General features: G+C 71.5%; 17 protein-coding genes. All 17 read right to left on the bottom strand.

Features of this window, described 5'->3' with window-relative positions:
- Window positions 1-7 precede the first annotated feature (7 nt).
- A complete protein-coding gene (locus ABVN73_RS13435) occupies window positions 8-766 on the bottom strand; it encodes a hypothetical protein (protein WP_353860175.1) in 759 nt (252 codons plus the stop codon).
- On the bottom strand, window positions 763-1,188 hold the full coding sequence (locus ABVN73_RS13440) for an SET domain-containing protein (RefSeq protein ID WP_353860176.1): 426 nt from the start codon (window positions 1,186-1,188) through the stop codon (window positions 763-765). Before ABVN73_RS13440 ends, ABVN73_RS13435 begins: the two co-directional genes overlap by 4 nt.
- Window positions 1,189-1,212: 24 nt before the next feature.
- Complete coding sequence (locus tag ABVN73_RS13445; protein ID WP_353860177.1) at window positions 1,213-2,376, bottom strand: SDR family oxidoreductase; 1,164 nt, start codon at window positions 2,374-2,376, stop codon at window positions 1,213-1,215.
- Between the two features lie 82 nt (window positions 2,377-2,458).
- A complete protein-coding gene (locus ABVN73_RS13450; RefSeq protein ID WP_353860178.1) occupies window positions 2,459-4,123 on the bottom strand; it encodes an ATP-binding cassette domain-containing protein in 1,665 nt (554 codons plus the stop codon).
- Between the two features lie 7 nt (window positions 4,124-4,130).
- Window positions 4,131-5,459: a prohibitin family protein gene (locus tag ABVN73_RS13455; protein ID WP_353860179.1), complete on the bottom strand. Its 1,329-nt coding sequence runs from the start codon at window positions 5,457-5,459 to the stop codon at window positions 4,131-4,133.
- Window position 5,460: 1 nt separating this feature from the next.
- A complete protein-coding gene (locus ABVN73_RS13460) occupies window positions 5,461-7,185 on the bottom strand; it encodes an ATP-binding cassette domain-containing protein (RefSeq protein WP_353860180.1) in 1,725 nt (574 codons plus the stop codon).
- 9 nt (window positions 7,186-7,194) lie between these two features.
- Window positions 7,195-7,956 carry a transporter substrate-binding domain-containing protein gene (locus ABVN73_RS13465; protein ID WP_353860181.1) on the bottom strand — a complete coding sequence of 254 codons (762 nt, stop codon included), beginning with the start codon at window positions 7,954-7,956 and terminating at the stop codon, window positions 7,195-7,197.
- Window positions 7,953-8,123 carry a hypothetical protein gene (locus tag ABVN73_RS13470; protein WP_167555913.1) on the bottom strand — a complete coding sequence of 57 codons (171 nt, stop codon included), beginning with the start codon at window positions 8,121-8,123 and terminating at the stop codon, window positions 7,953-7,955. The genes ABVN73_RS13465 and ABVN73_RS13470 overlap by 4 nt, the downstream gene beginning before the upstream one ends.
- Before the next feature lie 42 nt (window positions 8,124-8,165).
- Window positions 8,166-8,681, bottom strand: coding sequence for a DUF697 domain-containing protein (locus ABVN73_RS13475; RefSeq protein ID WP_353860182.1), 516 nt, complete (start codon window positions 8,679-8,681; stop codon window positions 8,166-8,168).
- A gap of 381 nt (window positions 8,682-9,062) precedes the next feature.
- Window positions 9,063-12,398: a type VI secretion protein IcmF/TssM N-terminal domain-containing protein gene (locus ABVN73_RS13480; protein WP_353860183.1), complete on the bottom strand. Its 3,336-nt coding sequence runs from the start codon at window positions 12,396-12,398 to the stop codon at window positions 9,063-9,065.
- Window positions 12,386-13,114: a hypothetical protein gene (locus tag ABVN73_RS13485; protein WP_353860184.1), complete on the bottom strand. Its 729-nt coding sequence runs from the start codon at window positions 13,112-13,114 to the stop codon at window positions 12,386-12,388. Before ABVN73_RS13485 ends, ABVN73_RS13480 begins: the two co-directional genes overlap by 13 nt.
- Window positions 13,111-13,584, bottom strand: coding sequence for a hypothetical protein (locus ABVN73_RS13490; RefSeq protein ID WP_353860185.1), 474 nt, complete (start codon window positions 13,582-13,584; stop codon window positions 13,111-13,113). The genes ABVN73_RS13485 and ABVN73_RS13490 overlap by 4 nt, the downstream gene beginning before the upstream one ends.
- Before the next feature lie 13 nt (window positions 13,585-13,597).
- Window positions 13,598-13,993: a hypothetical protein gene (locus ABVN73_RS13495; protein WP_353860186.1), complete on the bottom strand. Its 396-nt coding sequence runs from the start codon at window positions 13,991-13,993 to the stop codon at window positions 13,598-13,600.
- Window positions 13,990-17,073 carry an ABC transporter substrate-binding protein gene (locus ABVN73_RS13500; RefSeq protein WP_353860187.1) on the bottom strand — a complete coding sequence of 1,028 codons (3,084 nt, stop codon included), beginning with the start codon at window positions 17,071-17,073 and terminating at the stop codon, window positions 13,990-13,992. Before ABVN73_RS13500 ends, ABVN73_RS13495 begins: the two co-directional genes overlap by 4 nt.
- Before the next feature lie 256 nt (window positions 17,074-17,329).
- Window positions 17,330-18,730 (bottom strand): HlyD family type I secretion periplasmic adaptor subunit, encoded by a 1,401-nt coding sequence (locus tag ABVN73_RS13505; protein WP_353860188.1) that lies wholly within the window; start codon window positions 18,728-18,730, stop codon window positions 17,330-17,332.
- Complete coding sequence (locus ABVN73_RS13510; RefSeq protein WP_353860189.1) at window positions 18,727-20,409, bottom strand: ATP-binding cassette domain-containing protein; 1,683 nt, start codon at window positions 20,407-20,409, stop codon at window positions 18,727-18,729. Before ABVN73_RS13510 ends, ABVN73_RS13505 begins: the two co-directional genes overlap by 4 nt.
- Complete coding sequence (locus ABVN73_RS13515; RefSeq protein WP_353860190.1) at window positions 20,406-21,713, bottom strand: TolC family protein; 1,308 nt, start codon at window positions 21,711-21,713, stop codon at window positions 20,406-20,408. Before ABVN73_RS13515 ends, ABVN73_RS13510 begins: the two co-directional genes overlap by 4 nt.
- Window positions 21,714-21,895: the final 182 nt, after the last annotated feature.

The raw sequence follows: 21,895 nt of genomic DNA on the forward strand, positions 1-21,895 counted from the left end.
GGCGTCGTCATTCCAGGGTCGAGAGAGGAGGGCTGCCGGGAAACCAGCGGCGGCCGAAGGGGGTGAGGTTGGCGTCCTCTAGCCGGGCGAGGCAGAGGATCTCCACGCTGTCGGCCCAGCGCGGGTTGATGCGGCGGAACCGGGCGACCGCCGGGCTGTCCAGCTTGGCCTCGCTGATGGCGCGGGCCTCCTCGGTCAGACCGTAGCCTTGCCATTGCCAGTCCACGGTGCCGGTTTCGGCGTCGTAGTATTGGGCGAAGCATTCCCGCCCGATGTGGTCGCGGAACGCCCGGTCGAGGCCGTCGGGGGGCTGGTCCGGTTGCGGCGTGTGGCGGACGAACAGCATCGGCATGTAGCGGTAGGAGCGGTAGCCGACCGCGCTGTAGCTCCAGTACCACAGCCGTCCCGAACGGTCGGCGCGGGCGCGGGCGACCATTTCGGCGACCATCGAGCGGACCAGCTCGTTCGATCCCCAGAAGCGGCGCTCCAGGATGCAGTGGGCGGTGTGGAAGGCGCCGACGGCGGTGCCGCCGATCTCCGTCGCCTGCCGGTAGACGGTGGCGAAGCCGACCAGCTCCCCGGTCCCGGCGTCCTCCTGCAGAACGCAGTGGTCGAGGCCGTCCAACTCCTCGTTGAAATAGTCCTCGCCGTAGCCTTCGAACCAGACGCTGAGCAGGGCGAACATCGCCGCCCGCCGCTCGGGCGTCAGGGCCGCCGGCGCGACGAAGCTGGTCCGCAGGGGAGGGCGCGCCGCGGGCGTGGTCATTCCCCGGCTCCGGCCCCGGCCCCGGTCAGATAGAGCGCCGCCCCGGCCTCGCGCACGTCGGCGCAGATGTCCTCATAGTTGCAGGTGATCTCCTCCCCGGCGGCGATGTCGCGGCGGGCGACGAAGCGCCGCCAGTCGCCGGGATCGGCCCGCCCGATCGATGGACCGTCCGCGTGGTTGAGGAACCGGGCGTCGTCCCCCGGCAGAAGGACGCCGACGCCCTCGATCACGCAGCCGTGGAAATCGACCAGCCGGGCGACCTGCGGAAACTCCGCCAGCAAGGCGTCGTCGGGCTCCAGCAGGCGATCGATGCGGGCGTCGAACGCCCACACCGGCGTGCCGGCGGCGACCGCCTCTTCGGCGAAGAGTCCCAGCCCGTGGATCGGGCTGGAGGCGAGGCGGGTGGCGATGAGGAGCGGCATGGCGTCCTTCTCCGGCGATGAGACTCAGGCGGCGGCGGTGGCCGCCTCGGCGGGAGCCAGCGACTCGTCGAACTCGAAGCTGGCGGCGTCGTCGACGAACTGCTCGGCGATGGTCGTGCCGGGGTTGGTCAGGCAGACGCCGATGTAGTCGGCGAAGCGCGGCGGCGGGGTGAAGCCCTCGGCCAGCAGGCGGCTGTTGTCGAAGGCGATGTCCTGCGCGGTGAAGCGGTGGTACTTGCGCCCGCCGGCCATCATCGTCCGGTGCAGGATGTCGCGCTGCGGGAAGGCCAGGCGGAAGGCGCGGTCGAAGGGCTTCCAGCCTTCCGGACCCTTCGGGTCGAAGAAGCTGTAGGGGCGGGTGCCCTCATGGCCGTGCGCGGCGAAGGCGGCCTGGAAGTCGCTCCACAGGGTGCGGCTGCCGAGGCCGGCGGAGATGTGGTAGAGGCTGTGCTTCAGGTCGGGCTTGCGCAGCAGGTCGTGCAGCCGGGCCGAGGCCCAGTCCACCGGAACGATGTCGATGAAGCCGTCCGGCGAGCAGGGCAGGACGCCGGTGCGGTCGACCAGCCGGAAGAACCAGAAGATGCTGGCGCTCGGGCGCACGCCCATCGCGGTGTGGCCGACGACGATGGACGGGCGGCAGACGACGATCGGCAGGTCGGGGAAGCCGGCGGCCAGGGCGCGTTCCGCCGCCGCCTTGCTGCGGGTGTATTCGACGATGTGCGGCGTGTCGTGGCCGGGGGCCGGAGCCTCCTCGACCATCTCCAGCCACGGCGTCTCGCCGCAGCAGAAGGCGGTGCCGATGTGCAGGAAGCGCTGCAGGTGCTTCATGCGGCGGGCGCGGGCGGCCAGCGCCAGCGTGCCGTCGACGTTGATCTGCCAGACCGAGTGGCGGCTGTCGAAGGAGGTGTCGGCGGCGACGTGGACGATGTGGGTCACCGCGTCCAGCCGCGGGTCGGCGCTGGTCGCCAGCGACTGCAGGTCGCCCGGGATGATCTGGCAGAGATCGGCGTAGGCCTGGGCCGTGGCGCGGTCGACGCAGCGGGACAGGTTGGTGGCGAGACGGGCGCGGCAGGCGGCCTCGTCGGCGCCGCGGATCAGCAGCAGGCAGTCCGCCGCGGTCCCGTTCTTGACGGCGTCGAGGTAGAAGGAACCACCGAGAAAGCCGGTGCCGCCGGTGAGAAGGATCATGGTGTGCCTCAGTCTCGCGTCTGGGGGAGGGGAGGGTTCGGTCGGTGGCTCCGATCCGCTGGCCCCGATCCGCTGGTCTGGATCAGGCGGGCAGCAGGTCGGGGGCCGGAAGGGCGGGGGTGTCGAGCCGGCGGATACCGCCCTGCTCCACCTGGATCTGCACGTCGGCGGCGTCGAAATACGCGTCGTCGTGGGTCACGGCGATCACGGTGATGCCGCGCGCCTTCATCCAGGGAATGATCTCGCGGTAGAATTTCCGCCGGAAGTAGGGGGACTGGTCGGCGGCCCATTCGTCGAGCACCAGCACGGGCTTGCGCTCCAGCAGGGCGGCGGCCAGCGCGAGGCGCTTCTTCTGCCCCTGCGACAGGTCCACCGTCGTGAAGGCGCGGCCTTCGACCGCCACCTTGTCCGACATCTCCAGCAGGTCGAGCAGCTCGTCGGCGAAGCCGTCCTCCAGCGACACCGCGCCGTAGAGCTGGCGGGTGACGTGGTTGTCGGAGAAGACGACGGAGAACAGGTCGCGGTAGGAGCCCAGCGTGTCCGCCGTCACCACCGCGCCGTCCACCGTCAGGCTGCCGCGTTGCGCCGGGTAGAGGCCGAGCAGCATGTGGATCAGCGTGCTCTTGCCGGCGCCGTTGTGGCCGGTGACGAAGACGACGTTGCCGCGCTCCACCGTCAGGTCGATGGGACCGACGGTGAAGGAGCCGGTGCCGTCGCGTCCGGGGTGGCGGTACGACGCGCCGTCGAGCGCGATGGTGGAGAAGTCGCCGAAACCGGTCGGCGGCGCGTCCTTGACCCGGCGCTGCGCAGGGCGCGGCGGCGCCTTCAGCTCCGCCTCCACCGCCAGATACGACCGGGCGGCGGTCTCGGCGCTGATGTAGGAGGGGTAGGAGGCGACGATGGTGATGACCGGGTAGGCGATGAAGGCGGCGGCGTGGCCGGCCAGCACGACGGTCGCGATGTCGGTGCTCGTCACCGCCGGCAGCAGGAAGATGATCCCGGCCAGCGCCGCGTAATAGGTCAGCTCGCTCAGCGTGAAGTAGTGGCTGTACTCGGCGCCGAAGCGGTGGCGCTCCTTGCGCAGCGCCTCGGCGCAGGCGGTGGCGTCGGACAGCGCGTTGGCGGCGCGGCGGCGGTTCAGCTTGCACTCGCGCAGGGTCTGCAGGATGTGGTCCGACCGTTCCGACAGCGCGCCCTCGGCCTCGTGGATCGTCTCCGACAGCCGCTCCAGCCGCAGGACGGAGCGGGTGATCAGGACGCCGCCGACCGTCAGGAAGCCCAGCACGATCAGCACCGCGGCGTTCGACAGGGTGGCGAGGTAGAGCAGGCAGAGGAGGATCGCCGCGACCGACTGAAAGCTGATGACCAGCGTCGGCACCGCCTGGGCGAGAAGCTGAAGCTCCGGCCCGGCGACCTGGGCGAGGCGGGTGGACCCGACCGCCATGGCATCGGGCAGGTCGGCGGCCACCGCGCGGCGCAGCAGGTCGACGCGCAGAACCGCCAGCGCCGCCTGCATCCGCTTGGACGCCGCGCTCATCATCCAGCCCTGGGCGAACCGCCAGGAGAAGGCGGACAGCAGGAAGATGAACAGCAGACGCTGCAACCCCTCCGGATCGTCCATGATGACCAGAGCGCTGTTCAGCGAGGTCAGCAGGGCGAGGTTGAGGGCCGCCGCCAGCACCGCCAGCAGCATCAGCGGCTGCATGTTGCGCAGGGCGTCGCGTCTCAGGATGCGCCAGAGATCCATCGCCGGCTCACTTGGGCTGGATGAGGTCGAGCAGGCGGGACGGCGACATGGTCGACAGGATGGGGGCCGCCGCGGCCTTCCCGTCCTTGGCTGGTCCGCTGGCGGCCCCCGCGGCACCACCCGCCGCCTGGGGCTTGACGCCGGGGACCGGCGCCGTCGGCGCGTGGCCCGCCGCGGACGGCGCGGGTTCGGCGCCCGCGGTGTTCAGGCTGGGCATCTGGGCGACCGGCACCTGTCCGGGGGTGCCCTCGCCGCTCAGCGAGGGGAGCTGCGCGGCGGGCGGCACCGGCAGGCCGCTCGGCATGGTGACCGTCGCGGCCCCCGCCTGCGGCGCGCCGGGTGCGGGGGCGCCCGGCATCGGGAGGGTGGCGCCCTGGCCCGAGGCGGCGTCGAGGATCAGGGGCAGCCCGCCGCTGGCGGCGTTGCCGATGACGACGATCTTGGCGTTGGGCGAATGGGCCAGCTCCAGCGTCGCCTCGATGCCGCGCCAGCGCAGGTAGTTCTCGGTCAGGTTGGCCTGCACCGTCTCCTGGAAGGCGCGGATGCCCTGGCCTTCGAGCTGCTTGCGCTGGCTCTCGAACAGCTCGCGCTGCAGGCGGAACTGGTATTCCTGGGCGGCCTGGTCCTGCTGGATCTTGCGCTCGATCGACACCATGATCGCCTCGGGCAGCGAGACGTTGCGGATCAGGATGTCCTGGATCAGCAGGTAGCCGGTCTTGGTCCGCCCGTCGGGCTTCGGCGTGTCCTCGGCCCCGATGATCTGGGCGTACATCACGCGGTCGGCGACCTGCTCGAAGGTCTCGGTCTGAACGCGCAGGCGGCGGTGGGCGTACAGCTCGTCGGCCTTGAAGCGCGACACGATCTCGCGCGAGACCGACCCGACCTCCGGCACCAGCAGCACTTCCAGGTAGTTCGGCCCGACGTTCTTGTGCAGGGCGGCCAGCATCTCCGCGTAGGGGCGGTAGCGCACCGTGATCTCGATGCTGACGTTCAGGCCGTCGTTGGCGATGGCCGAGTAGGAGCGGGTGTCCTCCTGCAGGCGCAGGTCGTAGACCTCGATCTTGTCCCAGGGGAAGATGACGTGCACGCCCTCGGCCAGGGCCGGACCCATCTGGGTGCCCTGATGGAAGCGCTTCCACAGCACGCCGCCGTGGCCGGCGGGGATGAAGACGACGATCGACGGCGCGAAGTAGAGGAAGATCAGGATGCCGACCAGCAGCGTGCACAGCAGCGACCGGCGGTGCTCGTCGTACCAGTTGCCGAGCAGCGCGCGCAGGCGCGACTTCGGCTGCGGCGTCGCGTCGGCGTCGTCGTAGGTGAAGGCCTGGTCAGCCATGTCACGCGGTCTCCTGGAGCAAAGCCGTGGCGGGGCGGGACGCGGCCTTGTCGGCCGGCGTGCCCGTCTGCCCGTTCGTCATGTGGCCGTTGGTCATGTGAATGGTCACGTCGCAGACCGACGCGGCGTTGCCGTCGTGCGACACGAAGATCACGGTGCGGCCGAGCGCCCGCAGCTTGCCGATGATCTCGTTGGTGAAGCGGGTGCGGAACTCGGCGTCCTGGTCGGACGTCCATTCGTCGAGGATGATGATCGGACGCCCCTCCGCGACCGCGACGGCCAGGGCGACGCGGCGGCGCTGGCCCTTGGAGAGGTCGCGGTTCAGCAGGCCATCGCCGGTCTCCGGAACCAGATGGTCGATCTTGAGATAGGCCAGCATCTCGCGGAACAGCTCCGCGTCGAAGGTCGGCCCCTGCGGCAGGCGGGTGAACAGGTGGTGGTCCTGGAACACCGCGCAGAACAGGTCGCGGTAGGATTCCAGCCGGTCGCCCTCCACCGCCTGCCCGTCGAGCAGCACCTGCCCCTCGTCCGGGCGGAACAGCAGCGGGATGACGCGCAGCAGGGTGGACTTGCCCGACCCGTTGGCGCCGACGATGCCGACGACGCTGCCCGCCGGGATGGTCATGTCGATGGGACCGATCACGAAGGGCTCGGGCCGCAGCCCGGCGCGGTAGGCGAAGCGCACGTTGCGCAGCTCGATGGCGGAGAAGCGGCGCGGCGCGCGGGCCAGCTTCGACGGCGCGTACTCCGCCGCCGGCATGGCGGCCAGCAGGGTGGTGAGCTGGTTCGCCGCATCCTCCGCCGCGATGTAGTCGGGCACGGCGTTGAGGAACTTCGACAGCGGCCGGGCGAGGAACAGGATGACCGAGGTGACCAGCGGCAGCTCCGCCGCCGACAGCGCGCCCATGCGCGGGAAGATGAAGACGAAGACCGCGGAGAAGCCGATGACGATGGTGGCGATCCAGGAGAACAGCTCGCCCAGATTGCGCCCGTGGCGCCGCTTCAGGTCCTCCCATTGGGCGACGTCGGCCTCGACCGCCTGGGCCAACTCGTCGCGCCGCGCCTTGCCCAGCTTGATCTCGGCGTTGCCGCCGACGATCTCGGAGAAGCCCTGGAGCATCCGCACCTCGGACTCCTTGGCTTGGCCGAGGAGGGCACGGGTCCGCTGCGCCTCGCGCACGTACCAGCCGCCGATCATCGCGCCGGCCACCAGAAGCAGCGTCGCGCCCACGGTGGTCAGCGTCCACAGGTAGAGGTAGGCCACGACCGCCACCAGCATCATGTTGGCGGCGATCGACAGGTTGGGCAGCAGCGCCGCGATGCGCTCCAGATGGTGGTTGCCGAGGTCGAAGGAGCGGCGGGCCTGCATGTCGAGGATGTCGGCGTGGTTGCCCAGCGTGACGGTCTGCAGGAAGCGCCGCCGCACCCCGGCCAGCGCGCTGAAGCCGGTGGTCAGCACCAGCCCGACGAAGCGCTTGCTGAAGCTGTAGGAGACCAGCAGCGCCAGGCAGAAGATCAGGAAGGGCGTGTCCAGCACCTCGCCGCGCATCCAACCGTTCAGCTCGGCGCTGAGGCTCATCAGGCTGATGAGGTTGGCGGCGGCGGCGACGCAGCCGGTGACCACCAGCCGGGTCAGGATCTCACGGTCGGCCAGCCCGATCAGGGGCAGCAGGGCCGAGACGGGCCGGCTGGGGGCGGCACGCTTGCTTGTCTTGCTTTTGCTCATCGGTCCGCGTCACTCCGCCAGCCAGGAGTCGAGGATGCGGGTGATCGTGCCGTTGTCGCGCAGCTTGACGAAGGCGGCCTGCAGCCGTTCGGCCTTCTCCTTGCGCGCCTTGGGCATGGCGATGTAGCGGGGGATCAGGCCGAGCGGCTTGGGCAGGACGCGCACGTCCTTCAGCCGCCCGTCCTGCTTGGCCATGTGGTTCAGCACATGCAGGTCGCCGACGATCACGTCCACCCGGCCCAGGATCAGGCGGCGGAAGTTGACCACGTTGCTGCTCGACGGGATCTTTTCCAGATAGGTCGCGGCGTCGAAGTCCGGCGCGTAGGCGAAGCCGTCGACCACGCCGATGCGGTAGGGGGTCAGGTCCTCCAGCCGCTCGAAGGCGATGGGGGAGTCCTTGCGCACCATGAAGACGGTCGTGCCGGTGCGGAACGGGCCGATCATGTTGTATTGCGCGAAACGGGCGGGCGAGGCGATGAACTGGAACCCGACGTCGGCGGTGTTCTCGTCCATCGACCGGACGACCTCGGTCCAGGACAGCGGCCGGTGGACCGGGGTGATGGTCAGCTCCTTCAGCAGGGCGACGACGATCTCGGTGTCGATCCCCGTGCGGGTGCCGTTGAAGGAGTAGTTGTAGGGCGGGAAATGATCTTCCGACGCGATGGTCCAGTATTCGGCGCGCGCCGGGAGAACCGCGGCGAACAGCGCCAGCAGGACCGGCAGCAGGAGCCGCAGCGCCGGGCGGAGGACGGACGCCGTCGCCGCCGTCATGCCTTCGCCCGCTTCTTGGCGCGGGTGGTCAGCAGGATCATCACGAGAAGGGCGCCGGGCGGTGTCAGGACCACCGCCAGGAAGGCGTAAAGCAGGAAGCCGCCGCGGCGGCCGATCCCCAGAAACCCGACCAGCAGGCAGAGACCGATGTAGATCAGCTCGAACACGGCGATGCTTCCCTCTTTGCCCGGCGCCCCGGCGTCGTGCCCTTAGCCGGCCTTCTGGACCGGCTGCTCTTCCATCTGCGGCGCGGCGGCCGGAGCCTCGCCGGCCTCGTCCTTGGCGGCCTCGTTCCGGGCGGCCTCGAACTCCTTGCGGAAATGCTCGCGCATCGCCTCGACGTCGAAGTCCAGCAGCGTGCCGCCGGTCTCGAAATGCTGCGCGAACACGCGGCCGAGCGCCTGGGTGGCGGCCAGAGACAGGGCCGGCATGACGGCGACGCCCAGGGCGGTGCCGATGAACGGAACGGCCTTCACGGCGGAGCCGAGCACGCTGGAGCTGAGCGCGCCGGGCATGACGCCGCCCATCAGCGCGCCGATGATCGCGCGGGTGCGCTCCTGCGCGAACTCGATCTCATAGAGCTTGGCGAGCTTATGGATCAGGTTGAGCTGGGCCACGCTGACCGCGGCGACGTCCGCGCCGGGAACGGGGATGAGTCCGAAGGCGCCCGAGGCGTAGCTGTGGTACTTGATCAGTTCCTGGGCGCGCTTCTTGCGGTCTACCATGATCCGAAACCTTTCGAGGGTCAGGTGAGGTTGATTTCAGGTGGAAACTTCTGTTTTCGATACACGCCTTAGGACGTTATGCGTCGCAAGATCAGCATTCCGAAAGAAACAAAACATCGCCAATCAACCGCCATCGAGGCGACTGGTAAAAGAATGCCCATATTGCTGCTGGTAAATTAGGCGGGGGTCCCTGGGACCGTCGCTGGACAGAGAACGACTGTCCAACGATCCAATATGCCCCAACGACTTGATACATATTCAGTACTTAACAACGCATTAAATGCCTATGACCACTGGTGGTGTTTTTGTCGGAAGCTGCTTCATCTTTCTACGAATTGTAACAAAGTCCATCATGAGCTTTTCTTTGTGTAATGAACTTCACTACCTTTGCGGGAAGCGAACCGGCAGGTCGAGGGCGCGCGCCGGAAGCTCGTTGCGCGTTCCGGCGCTGATCGCCGCCCCCAGGACCAGGACGGTGTCGCGCACCGGCTGTCCGTCGATGGTCTGCGTCGGCAGGGCGACGCGCAGCAGCAGGCCGTCCCGCGACGACGACGGGGCGTGGCCTTTCAGCAGGCGCAGCAGCGCCCACGGCCCGCGTTCCGCCAGGGTGATGGTGTCGCCGGTCGCCGCGGCGGTTCCGCCCGCCGGCGCGCCCTTCGGACGGAAGGGCGACCCGGCGGCCCAGCGGGCGCTCAGCAAAACCGGCTGGCCTGGCGTCCAGGCGAGCGTTCCGCCGTTGGCTGCCGCGCCCACCGCGCTGGAGCCGGAGCGCACCGACCAGTCGATGATGTGCTCCGCCCCGACCTCCTGCGCGCGGTTGGCGCCGTAGGTGAGGCGGACGCCGACCGGCGCTGGGCGCGCGACGGCTTCCAGCAGGGGGCGGGCGGCCTCCATCCGCTCCATGAAGGCGGCGACCTCGGGGGTCGCGGTCCGCATCACCGCCGCCCGGTGCTCGTCGAGCTGCCGGTAGAAGCGGCGGACGTCCTGCGGGTCGGCGTCCGGCGCGCCGCGCGCCTGTTCGGAGCCGACGAAGGGGAAGCGCCCGGCGAGGGTCTGCGCGAAGGCGGCGGACAGCTTCGACAGGGCGACGTCGCTGTCCGGGATCGTGGCCTCCACCGGCGGTCGGGGCGGGATCGGCAGATGCGCGACGACGGCCGGCTCCTCTGTGATGGCGGGCGCGACGGCGGGCGGCGGCGCCACGGGGTCCGGCGAGGGGCGCGCGGCAGGCGGAGCCGCCGCGACGGGCTTGGCCGGCTCGGCTTCGGGCGCAACGGGCTTTGGTTGCGCAGGCTTGGCTTCGGCGGGTTTGGCTTCGGCGGGCTTGGCTTGTTCAGGCTTCGGCGGCTCCGGCTTCGGCTCGGCCGGCTTGGCAACCACGGCGGGCGGAGCCTCGGGAGCCGGTGCGGGCAGGGCGGCGGCCAGGGCGTCCGGCAGCGCGATCACCGCCGGGTTCAGGGTCAAGGCCCCGCCCTCGCCCACCGCGAACAGGGCGCCGGTCTGCGGCGCGTCCAGCGCCAGGACGGCGGCGCGGGCGCCGGTTGCGGCGGTGGACAGGGCCTCGGTGATGCGGTCGGTGGTGTCCCGGCCCGGCAGATCGGCGATGGCGGCCTTCTGAAGCACCACACGGATCGCGTCGGGCAGGCCGCGGGCGGGGTCCTGCAAGGCACCGGCGATGGGCCAGGCGACGGCCTCGGCGACGGCGCCGGTCAGGCGGCGGACGTCGTCGACGTCCTCGGCGGTCGGCGCCTCCGGCAGGCCGCGCAGCCGCTCGGCCAGGGCCTCGGCGCGCTGGCGGAGCGGGTTGCGGCCGTACAGCTCCTCGGCCAGCGGGGCGGCGAGCTGCACCGATTCCGCGCGCACCGCCGCGGCGATGGTCCGGGCGTCGAGGTTGGGCAGGTCGGCGCCCGCGGCGATGCGCGTGATGTAGCCGTCCGTCGCCGTCATCGGCGAACGGGGGACGGCGCCGTAGACGCTTTCGGCCAGCGCGTTCAGCTCGTCGAAGCCGCTGTTGCGGCGGAAGCGGTCGTAGCGCTCTAGCGCGTCGCGCCGCCCGCCGATGCGGTCGAGCTGCTCGGCGAGGCGGCGGAAGGCGGGCAGGTCTTCCACCCGCTGCGGGTTGGCCACCGGCGGCAGGTCGGCCATGGTGGCGCTGGGCAGCAGCGCGTCACGGATCGGCCGCAGCACCGAGCGGCGCAGCGTGACCGAGGCGAGCCGCTTCTTGTCCTCGTCGAAGGCGCTGAACAGCGAGGTCGGCAGCAGCGGCGTGGCGAGGGGACTGCGCTCCATCACCGCCGTGGCGGCGATCACGTGCCCGACCAGAGGCCCGTCGGTCACGGCGTCGCGCGCCAGCAGCGCCCGGCGGAGGTCGGCGGTGGCGGCGGCGACCGGCGGGCTGCCGGCGGACACGCTGGACACGCCCTGCCACGCGGCGACCGACAGGCCGGCGACCGAGGCGGCGAGCGCCGCCTGCGCCATCCGGCGGCGCTTGTGGGCCTGCTGGTAGGCGGCGTCGGACGGCCGCCCATAGCCGGCCTCGGCGAAGGCCCGGCCCGGCAGCAGGTCGCGGGCGAAGACCGGACGGCGCCCGCCAGTGGCCGGGGCGTAGGCGCCGGTCAGGGCGATGCCGCGCAGCGGGAAGGGCTCCGCCTGATCGTCGCCGCCTCCATCTCCTCCCAGGGCGCCGTCGAGGAACAGCGCCAGCGGATGGCGCAGCGTGTCCAGGGACGCCGGCAGCAGCGGCAGGCGCACCCCGGCGGTGCCGGCGGCGAAGGCGTCGGCCTCCAGAACGGCGATGTCGGCGGCGATGGCCTCGAACGCCTCGTCGATGCGGCGCGGCTCGAAGGGCTTCGCCCAGTCCTGCGGGTTGGTCCATCCCAGCACGCCGTCCAGCAGGGCCGACGGCATGGCGGCGCAGAGGTCGGCGAAGCCGTCCAGCGCCTCGGCGCGAACCACGACCACATGCACGGGGGCGACCACGCCGAGATCGTCGCGCAGGGTCCGCAGGCGCTCCCGCAGGGCGGCGCCCCGCTTGGCCAGCGCGTCGCGCGGGCCATGGTGCTTGGCGGGGCGCTCGGCGGCGGCGCTCAGCTCGTCGGCGCCGACCATCAGCAGGACGCCGTCCAGCGGGCGGCGCATCGGCCGCTTGCGCATCGCCGCGACCAGCGCCGGCCAGGACGCGCCCAGCCGGGAGCCGTCGGCGGAATCGGCGCCAGCGTGCAGGATCGCCGCCCCTTCGCAGAACCACCAGCAGCCGTTCTCGCCGTTGCCGTCCTCGGGCCAGCGGACATGGGTCGGGTCGGTGGCGAGCAGGGCCGGGCCGCCGACGCCGAAGGCGAGGAACCACGGGATGTCGCCGCGGCGCAGGGGACCGCGCATCTGCCGCGTCAGGATGTCCAGCCCCTCGCCGTAGATGCGGGCGTTGGGCGGCGTGTCGGCGGCGGCCTTCTTCGGCGGTGGCACCTCTGCGCGGACGCGCAGCGGCGCTGGCGGGGCGGTCCGGCGCGCGGGCGCCTTCTTCCGGACGGTGCCCTTGGCGGCGGGCTTGCGCCGCCAGCCGCGCAGCGTCGGCCAGACCATCCGGCCGAGGCGGTAGAAGATGTAGAGCGGCAGCGCCAGCAGCGCGTAGGGCGCCAGCGTGACGGCGAAGGACAGCAGAGTGACGATGGCGGAGCCGATGGTGGAGAGCACCAGCTCCAGCGTGAGCATCAGTAGGACCATGACAGCCCCATGTCCTCGACCGCGGCGCGGGCGCCGCTCAGATCGCGTTGGATGCCGCCGACGGCGCCGGCCCACAGCAGGTGCGAGACCACCAGGAACAGCACGGCGGTCCCGCCGACCGCCCACCACCAGCGGCGTGCGGACGGCGCGGGGTAGCCGGGCACGGCGCCTTCCGGCGGCTCGCAGGCGCGCGGGCTGGGGTGGCTGGCCGCGGCGCGCTCGCCGACGACGATGCGGTGCAGGGCGGGGCGGCGGGCGGTCGCCTGGGCGTCGTCGGGAAAGCCCAGAGCCAGCGCCGCGAGATAGACGGCGGCCAGCCCGCGGTCGGCCTTGGCGCCCTGGCGGATCAGGTCGTCGGCCTGGACGAACAGGGTCTGCAGCGTGGCGTTCGCGCCGAACAGACGGCTGGAGACCACGGCGTCGGCGGGCCGCGTCTGGGCCAGCGCGCGATCGGCCAGCATGGCCATGGCGAAGGCCGCCTTGACCACCGTGCCGTGCGCGCCCGGCCCCTGCGAGACGGCGGCGCCGCTCATCCCGTGGAGCGTCGCGGTCAGGCGGTCGGCCACCGTCCCCGCCGGGGCCTGCGCGTCGGCGCAGCCGGCGAGCAGGTCCTCCTGGAAGGCGCGGAACAGGGCCAGCGTGCCGGCGGGCTTGCTCCCGGCGGGCATGGCCTTCGGTGCAGGGGCGGATTGGGCCGCAGCGGTTTGGGTGGTCACGGCGTTCCCTCCGTCAGCGGAGCCACGGTGAAGCTGTCCCGTCCCAGCCGCACGTCCAGGGCGCCGGCGCCGTCCAGACTCTGCCGGTGGGCGCCGGACGCGCCGTACCGGGCGTAGACGAGGGTTCGGGTCGGGGTGGCAGGAGATGGAGCGAAGGGAGGCAGGCTGTGCAGCAGCACGCTCTGGCCCGGCACCATCTCCCAGGAGGCGATGGCGATGCGGTTGCCGGCCTCGGCGCTCAGCGCCTCGCGGTCGCGGAACCAGCCGGCGGCGTCGAGACCGGCCAGCCGCCCGGCCAGCGCCGGATCGGCCACCCGCACCACGTCGACGGCGACCGGGCGGCGCCCGTTGGCGTCGGGCTCGGCGACGATGCGCAGCACGGGGGCGTCGGCGCGCCCCGCGCCGGGCGTGGGGACGCCCGCGGCGCAGCCGGCAAGCGTCAGGGACAGGATGATCGCGAGGCGCTTCATGTCAGCCACCGCCTCAGCCCCCGCCGCCGGGCGCCGACTGGCCGACGCAGACGTAGCCCGCCGGGGTATGGCGGTACCAGTTGCCGGTCGCCTCGGCGCAGGGGGCGAGGACGCGGTCGTTGCGCTGCGGCTCCGCTGCCGCCGGGGCCGGGGCGGGGTCCATTTCCCGGCCTGTGGCGGGACGGTTGGTCACGACGAAGCCGTCCTCGTCCTCCTCCACGATCATCACGTAGCGCGCGCGCTTGGCGGGGTAGCGGATGCCCACGTCGTAGTCGCCGTCGGCCACCTTCTCCAGGATCGCGCCGGGGCGGTCGCCGCCCAGCGGCGCGCAGCCCGTCCCGGCGAGCAGGACCGGCAGCAGCGCCGTCGCGGCGATCAGGGTTCGCATCATCGGGGTGTTCCTGCTCATGCCGGAATCGCCTTGCGCTGGGCGTTGATCGCGGCGGCGGGGCCGGCGGCCTCCATCAGGTCGGGCGGGGTCGGTTCGATGCCGGCCTCGGCCAGCGTCCGGTAGACGGAGCGCCAGACCAGCTCGGGCACGACGAAGCTGGCGTCGTAGTCCTCGACCCAGAAGAACAGGTTGTACTTGCACAGCCATTGGCCGTTGACGCCGCGGATGCCGTCGTAGCGGACGAAGGGCGGGCCGCCGGTGGCGCTGGGCATCACCTTGTCGGCGTTCTGCAGGGCGGTGGTCAGCAGGCCGCCCATCTGGCCGGGGTCGTGGCGGGCGTCGGCGTAATATTCCAGCTTCATCGACACCCGCTCGACCGCGCTGAAGTTGACGACGGTCGCCTCCGACACCTTGGCGTTGGGCATGGCGACGATGAAGCCGGCGACGTTGCGGATCCGCACCGTGCGCCACGTCATGTCGACCACGACGCCGCGCACCAGATCGGTGATCTGGATGCTGTCGCCGATCTGGAACGGCCGCTCGATGTTCAGGACGATGCCGGAGAAGACGTTGGCGATGTTCGCCTGGATGGCGAGGCCGATGACCATGCCGACGAGGCCGGAGGCGGCGAGCAGGCTGGTGATCGGCTGCTTCAGCACGAAGGCGATGATGCCGCAGCCGGCGAAGCCGAAGACGATCAGGGTCGAGAAGCGGCGGACGATGCCGGGAATCTTGCGCTGGGTGCGGATTTCCAGCGGGGTCCAGACGAAGCGTTCCAGCGTGCGGTCGACCAGGATGGCCGGCACAATCCACCACAGCACGTTGACGCCGTTCACCACCATGGCGATCCCGCTCGGCGGCAGCGTCGCCACCGCCTGGTCCAGCGCGATGTTGCCGGCGGACATCAGCAGCAGCGGCCAGGACAGAATGCGCATGAACAGCGTCTGGATCTTCCAGAACTGGCCGCGGTCGCGGCGGTCCATGACGGCGGCGAAGACCGCCAGCACGGCGCTGAAGATGGCGATGTAGACGAAGAAGTCGCGGTGGATGAAGTCGCGCGCCGCCGGGGCGTCCGGGGTGGCGACCACGCCGAAATCGACCCGCGAGAAGTCCGGCTGCGGGCGCCCGAAACCGACGTAGTTGGGATCGCCCTCGCTGCCGACCGAGGCGACGTCCTGCGAGATCCAGGCGCGCGACAGCCGCCAGCCGGGCGACGGCGCCAGCACCCGCTTGGCGCGGAGCTGGTCGAGCAGGGTGGAGCTTTCGCTCTCGCCCTCCAGCGCGCGGCGGAAGCGGTCGGCGAGGCCGGGATCGACGGCGGACGCGGTTTCCGCGGCGGCCATCGCCTTCAGCTTCTCCACGAAGTCGTTGGTGTCGACCAGCGACATGCCGAGAACGTCGGTGACGAACATCACCGTGTTCCGGTTCTGCGTCCGGTGGCGGAAGCTGACGCCGACCGTCTGGCTGCCGTAGGGCGGGCGCTGGTCGAAGACGTTCAGGGCGAAGCGCCCCTCGATCCGGTAGGCGACGTAGGTGGTGACCTCGCCGCGCTCCTCGCGGTAGGGCTTGCCCAGCTCGACCGGCTTGACCGCGTTGGTGAAGACGACGTCCGCCGGGTTGAAGGCGCCGCGGTAGCGGAACCAGATCGTCAGGTTCAGCGTCGCCTCGTTGGCGTCCGGATTGAGGTCACGGATCTCGTGGAGCTGGACGCCGGTGTAGATGACGTCCGTCTTGTACATGAAGCGGTCGTTGACGTAGAGCGCCCGGCCCTTGGTGACCTCCTCCAGGAAGTTGGAGACGCCGGCCTCGCGGATCGGCTGGAGCTGGGTCAGCGCCGCCACCGGGTTCAGGCCGTTGTAGGAGGCCATCATCACCGGCAGGGTCGCTTGGCCCCGCGCGTCAAAGGTCCAGGTGCCGACCGTGCCCTGGAAGGCGGTCTCGGCGCGGTCGTGGTCGGCGATGGCGCGGCGGAGCGCCTCGCCGTCCGGCTTGCCGGCGGCGGTATTCGTTTTAGCGATGGCTCCGGCTATGAGGTCCACGCCGTCGGCGCCCAGCGCCGCCGCCCAGTCGGGCACCGCGTTGAAGCGCTTCACATACTGGCCGTAGAAGCGCTGCGCCCGCTCGTTCGCCGTGTCGAACAGCACGGGCGAGGACACCAGCAGGCCGTGGCCGTAGGCCTCCGGCGTCAGCGCCTTGGGGTTGGCCTGGGCCTGGGCGACGATCTCGGTGCGGAAGGCCGACGAGGCCATCTCCGAGCTGCCGGCGATCAGGTTGCGCACCCCGGCGTCGCGCAGCGCCACCACCACCCGCGCGCTGTCCACCGCCGACCCGATGACGATGACGGCGCCGGTCGGCATCTTCTCCTTGACCGCTTGGGCCAGCGCCGGCAGGGCGCCGGCACCGCCGCGGCCCGGCGCGAAGGTCCACTGGCCGACCAGCCTGGTGCCGAAGCGCTGGAGGATCGCGTCGAACTGCCCGGCCTGGAATGCTGCCTGCTCGCTGTCCTCGCGGACGATGGCGACGGTCGGCTCGCCCACCACGTTGCGCACGTAGTTGGCGAGGAAGCGCGTCTCGTGCGTGCGGTCCAGCGTGATGCTGAACAGCCAGGGGCTGGGCGCGGCGTCCGCCGGGCGGACCAGCGGGCGCGGGGCGATCAGCGGGATCTGCCGCTGGGCGTAGATCGCCGTCGCGCTGTCGGCGGCGTCCGGCGTGTGGCCGATCACCGCGAGGACCGAGGGATCGTTGGAGACGCGCCGGGCGATCTCCAGCGACTTGCCCTTGTCGCCCTCGTCGTCGAAGGGCTTGACCACCACGGGACGGCCGGCGACGCCGCCCGCCGCGTTGATGGTGTCGGCGCGCAGCGCCGCCCCCTTGCGCAGGGCCAGCCCCAGCGCCGCGTCCGGCCCGCTGAGCGGCCCGACGACGGCGACGGTCAGCGGCTCGCGCGCGCTGTCGCCGAGGAAGCCGGCGCGGACGACCAGGGAGACCAGCACGGTGACGAGCATCGCCGCCGCCAGGATCAGCGCGAAGCGCGCCTTTTTGGTCAGGTGCGACCAGCGCAGCGGCGGCCGGGAGCGGGGCTGGAGCGAGCTCAGCATGGGGTGTCCGTTTGGCGTTGGGCGGCTTCCCTCTCCCGCCTCGGGAGAGGGAAGGGGCCCGCGAAGCGGGAAGGGTGAGGGTGAGTGCAAGGATCAGGCGGTCGCGCCGTTGGACGACCCTCACCCTCCCGCGCTTCGCGCGGGTCCCTCCCTCTCCCGGGGCTCTCGGCGGCCAAAGGCCGCCTGACGCCGTCAGCGCCCGCAAGCGGGCGCGAGAGGCGGGAGAGGGAAATGGTGGCAACCGGTCCGGCCATCCTCATTGCTCCTGCATCGCGTGCTGGAGGCCGTTGAGGACCGGCGAGAACACGTAGTCGAGGATGGTGCGCCGCCCGGTCAGGATGCTGCAGGTCACGCGCACGCCGGGGAACAGCTCGTAGGTCTTGCCGCCGTAGTCGAAACGGGTCACCGGCAGCTCGACGCGGACCTTGTAGTAGGACTGCTTGTTGGCGTCGAGGAGCGTGTCGGGGCTGATCGTCCGCACCCGCCCCTCGATGTGGCCGAAGCGCGAGGCGTCGCCGCCGGCCAGCGTCACCACCACCGGCTGGTCGGGGCGGACATAGCCGATGTCCTGCACCGGCAGGCGGGCGTCCACCACCAGCTTGCCGTCGCGCGGCACCAGCTCCACCACCGTCTCGCCGGCCTTGACCACAGCGCCCTTGGTGGAGACGGCCAGCGTCTTGACGATGCCGTCCATCGGGGCCCGCAGGCTGCTGCGGTCCAGGCTGTCCTGGTAGCGGGTCAGGCGCTGCGACAGCTCGTCGTGGTTGCGGCGGGCCTCGTCGAGGGCGTTGCGGCTCTCCTCCTCGTACTTGCGGCCGATCCACACCAGCTTGCTGCGCGCCTCGGCCAGCGCCGCCTCGGCCTGGGCCAGCGTGGCGCGGTCCTCGGCGATGGCGCTGCTGACGCGGGCGTCGTCGCGCAGCAACTCCAGATGCTTCATGCGGTTGGTGATCTCGCGCTTCAGCAGGGTCTCGCTGATGGAGAGCTGCTCGCGGATCAGCCCCTGCGCCACCTGGGAGCCGCCGATGCGCGCCCGCACGGCGGCCACCTGCTGCTCGCGCTGGGCGATGTCCTGGCGCTGGATGTCGAGGTCGGAGGCCAGCCGGTCGCGGCGGGCGCGGAACAGGTCGCGGGTCTGCGCCACCAGATCGGGCCGCTCGCGCAGCAGACGGTCGGGGAAGGCGATGGTCTCGCGGCGCCCGACCTCCGCTTCCAGCCGCGCGGTGTCGGCCGACAGCGAGCCGAGGCGCAGCTTCAGCTCCTCCAGGTCGGCGCGGATCTTGGTCTGGTCCAGCTCGACCAGCACCTGTCCGGCGGTGACCGAATCGCCCTCCTGAACCAGGATGTCGCGGACGATGCCGCCCTCGAAATGCTGGACCGACTGGTTGTAGGACAGCGGCACCACGTCGCCGGGCGCGCTGCTGGAAACGTTCAGCTCGGCGATGGCCGCCCAGCCGAGCGCGGCGAGGAAGGCGGCGATGCTGACGACGAACAGGCCGTCGCCGAACCGGCTTTCGCTGTCCGTGGGCGACGACCCCGTCAGGGAGGCCGGAAGGGCGGTCGGGATGCCTGTCGTGCCGGTGGTTGGGATGACCGGCGGCACGGCGGGAGCCGGGCCGGCGGCCGGCTTGCGGGTCAGCAGGGGAAGCGGCTTCATGGCGTCACCAGCCCCGCCGGCTCGCGGGCGGCCACGGTGCCGTTCGGTTGGTCGAGGTCGAGCACCAGCGAGGCGCCCTGGAGGATGCGCGGGTCGTGGGAGGCGATGATCACCGTGTGGCCGCTCCGCGCCAGCTCGATCAGCGTGCGGTAGACGGTGGCGGTGCCCTCGGAATCCAGCCCGTCGGTCGGCTCATCGAGCAGGATCAGCCGGCCGCCGACCGCCAGAGCGCGGGCCAGCGCCAGCCGGCGGCGGTGGCCGGTCGGCAGCTCGTGGCCGAAGTTGCGCAGCGGCGTGTCGAGCCCCTGGGCGCAGTCGGCCACCGTGCGGTCGGCCCCGGCGCGGTGCAGGACGGCGTGCAGCTCCGTCTCCGACAGGCGCGGGTTGGCGAGCAGCAGATTCTCGCGGATCGTCCGGTTGAGGAACACCGGCTCCTGCGGCAGCAGCCCGATCTGCTGGCGCCACCAGGAAGGGGCGAATTTGCGGATGTCCACGCCGTCGGCCAGCACGGCACCCTCCTGCGGGTCGGCCAGACCGGCGATCAGGCGGATCAGCGTCGATTTGCCGGAGCCGTTGCGGCCCTTCAGCACCAGGATGTTGCCGGCGGGCACCGACAGGTTGAGACGGCGCAGCAGCGGCGTGACGCCGCCCGGCGGGGTGAAGGTCAGGTCGCGCAGCTCCAGCGAGCCGGCGTAGCGGGGCAGACTGGTGCCGCCGGTCGGCTCGACCGCGGTGCGGGCGAACTGCTCCAGACGGACCTGCGCCTGACGGGCCATCGCCAGGGACTCGCCGATCTGCGCCAGCCGCGTGAAGGGGGCGAGCGCGCGGCCGACCAGCAGGTTGATGCCGATCAGCGAGCCGACGTCCAGCTCGCCGCGCACCACCAGGACGGCGCCGGTGGCGATCACCGCCACGCCCTGGAGCGCCTGGAGGCTTTGCGCGGCCGACTGGGCGCGGCCCTGGCGCATCGACATGCGCTCGCGGACCACGCGCAGGGCCTTGGCCGCGCGCTGCCAATCGCCGAGAAGCGGCTTGGCGCCGCCGAACAGGGCGACCGCGTCGCGCCCGACGATGGCGGTGGTGACCAGCCCCTGGGCGTCGGCGCCGGCCTGGGCGAGGTCGCGCCCGACCGCCCGCATGTCCGCCTGGGCCAGCAGCCCGGCGGCGATGGCCAGCAGCGTGAAGACGAGGCAGATCGCCGCCAGCGGCCAGGAGATCAGCGCCACCACGAGGATGAAGCCGAGCGCGAAGGGCAGGTCGAACAGCGTCGCCAGATTGGCGGAGCCGAGCGCGGAGTCGATCTGCTCCGGCGCCCGCAGCGCCTCGCGCCGCGCCGCGTCGCCCTCGGCCGACCCGGCGCCGCTGCGCGCGGTCATCAGGATGCCGAAGGCCCCGGTGCTCAGGCGTTCGTGCTCGGCCCGCCCGATGCGCCCGGCGATGCCCAGCCGGACATGGCGGAACAGATGCTCGAAGGCGATGGACAGGACGACGCCGACGGTCAGCGCCGCCAGCGTGGAATCGACGCCGTGCGTCACGTAGCGGTTCAGCACCAGCATCGTGTAGAAGGACGAGGCCAGCCCGAGCAGGTTCGCCGCCAGCGACGCCGCGAAGACGCGGGCGGTCAGCCGCAGGTTGGCGCGCAGCCGCAGCGCGAGAAGCCCGATGGCGCCGCCGTTCATCGCTGGTCTCCCGTGCCGCGCCGGCCCGGATCGCGTCCGCCTTGATCGCGGAAAGCGCCGCGGCCCATCGGGGCCAGCTTCGGCATCGGCTTGGTCTGGATGTCGGTGGCGTTCAGCCGGCCCATGGCGGCGAGCAGACGGTAGCCGGCCAGCACCAGTTCCGTCTCCGCCGCCGCGGCGTCGCTGCGCGCGTTGATCAGCGTCGTCTCGCCCGACAGGATGTCGATCAGCGACCGGGTGCCCAGCTCGCGCTCCGACCGCGCCACGTCGAGGAAGCCGGCAGCGAGGCTCGCCTGATCGTTCAGCAGCTGCACCTGGGCGCGGGCGCTTTCCAGCCGGTTCCAGCTGTTGCGGACGGTCTCCAGCACCGTGCGCTCCTGGTCGGCCCAGCTGGCGTCCGCGGCCCGCAGGTCGGCCTCGGCCAGCCGGATGCTGTTGAGCGCGGTCAGGCCGGTGTTCAGCGAGAAGGTGACCTGGAGCTTGAACAGCAGCTCGTTCTGCCGCCCCGGCTGGCCGGCGACGTCGCGCTTGACATTGCGCTCCACGAAGCCGTCGATCCGCGGGTAGAGCGTGCGGCCGCGCACCGAGGTCACCGCCTCCTGCGCCGCCGCGGTGGTCAGGGCCAATTCCTGAAGGCGCGGGTTGTGGCGGCGCGCCTCCTCCACCGCCGCGTCCATCGAGACGGGCAGGCCGGCGCGGGTCATCGCCAGGACCTGGGCGTTGCCGACCTGGAAGGGAACATGGCCGAAGAAGGCCTGGAAGCGGCTGAGCGCGTTCTGCGTCGCCTCCTCCGCCGCGACGCGGCGGGCCTGGGCGCCGGCGAGCTGGCTCTTGGCCTGGAGCACGTCGGTGGAGAAGCCGAAGCCCTCCTGAAGGCGGACCTCCTCCAGCCCGGTCTGGCGGCGGATGTTGTCTTCGGACTGGCGCGCGAAGGCGAGCAGCTGATGGGCGCGGACGAGGCTGGCGTAGGCGGTGAGGCCCTCCACCAGCAGCTCCTGCCGGGTGCGCTCCACCGCGATGTCGGCGCGGACCAGCGTCACCTGGGCGCGCCGGATGTCGGCGTTGGTCGCGTCGAAGTCCCAGATCAGCTGCGTCGCCCGCGCCGAGAACTGCGAGGCGTTCATGTCGGTGTTGGGCAGGCCCGCCGGCTTGGTCGTGCTCTCGCGCCCGCCGTTCGCCGACAGGCTCAGCGTCGGGTACCAGCCGCCATGGCTGACCCGCAGGGCGTTGCGCGCCCCGTCGGCGGCGGCCTCCGCCCCGCGCAGGCGGTCGTGGCTCTCCGTCGCCTTGCCGATCAGCGCCACAACCTCATCGCGCGGTGCTGCAACCAGAGATTGTGGTGCTCCGGTCAGAAGCGGAAGCGCAACCGTGGCGATAAGACAAAACTTGTGCATGAGGGTCCTGGAGATCGCCGCATGACTAGGCCGTTCGGCCTAAAGCGATGATGATCTTAGTCGAGAACTCTCATACTCATTTAGGACAAAAC

This window comes from Azospirillum formosense (genome assembly GCF_040500525.1).
Taxonomy (GTDB): domain Bacteria; phylum Pseudomonadota; class Alphaproteobacteria; order Azospirillales; family Azospirillaceae; genus Azospirillum; species Azospirillum formosense_A.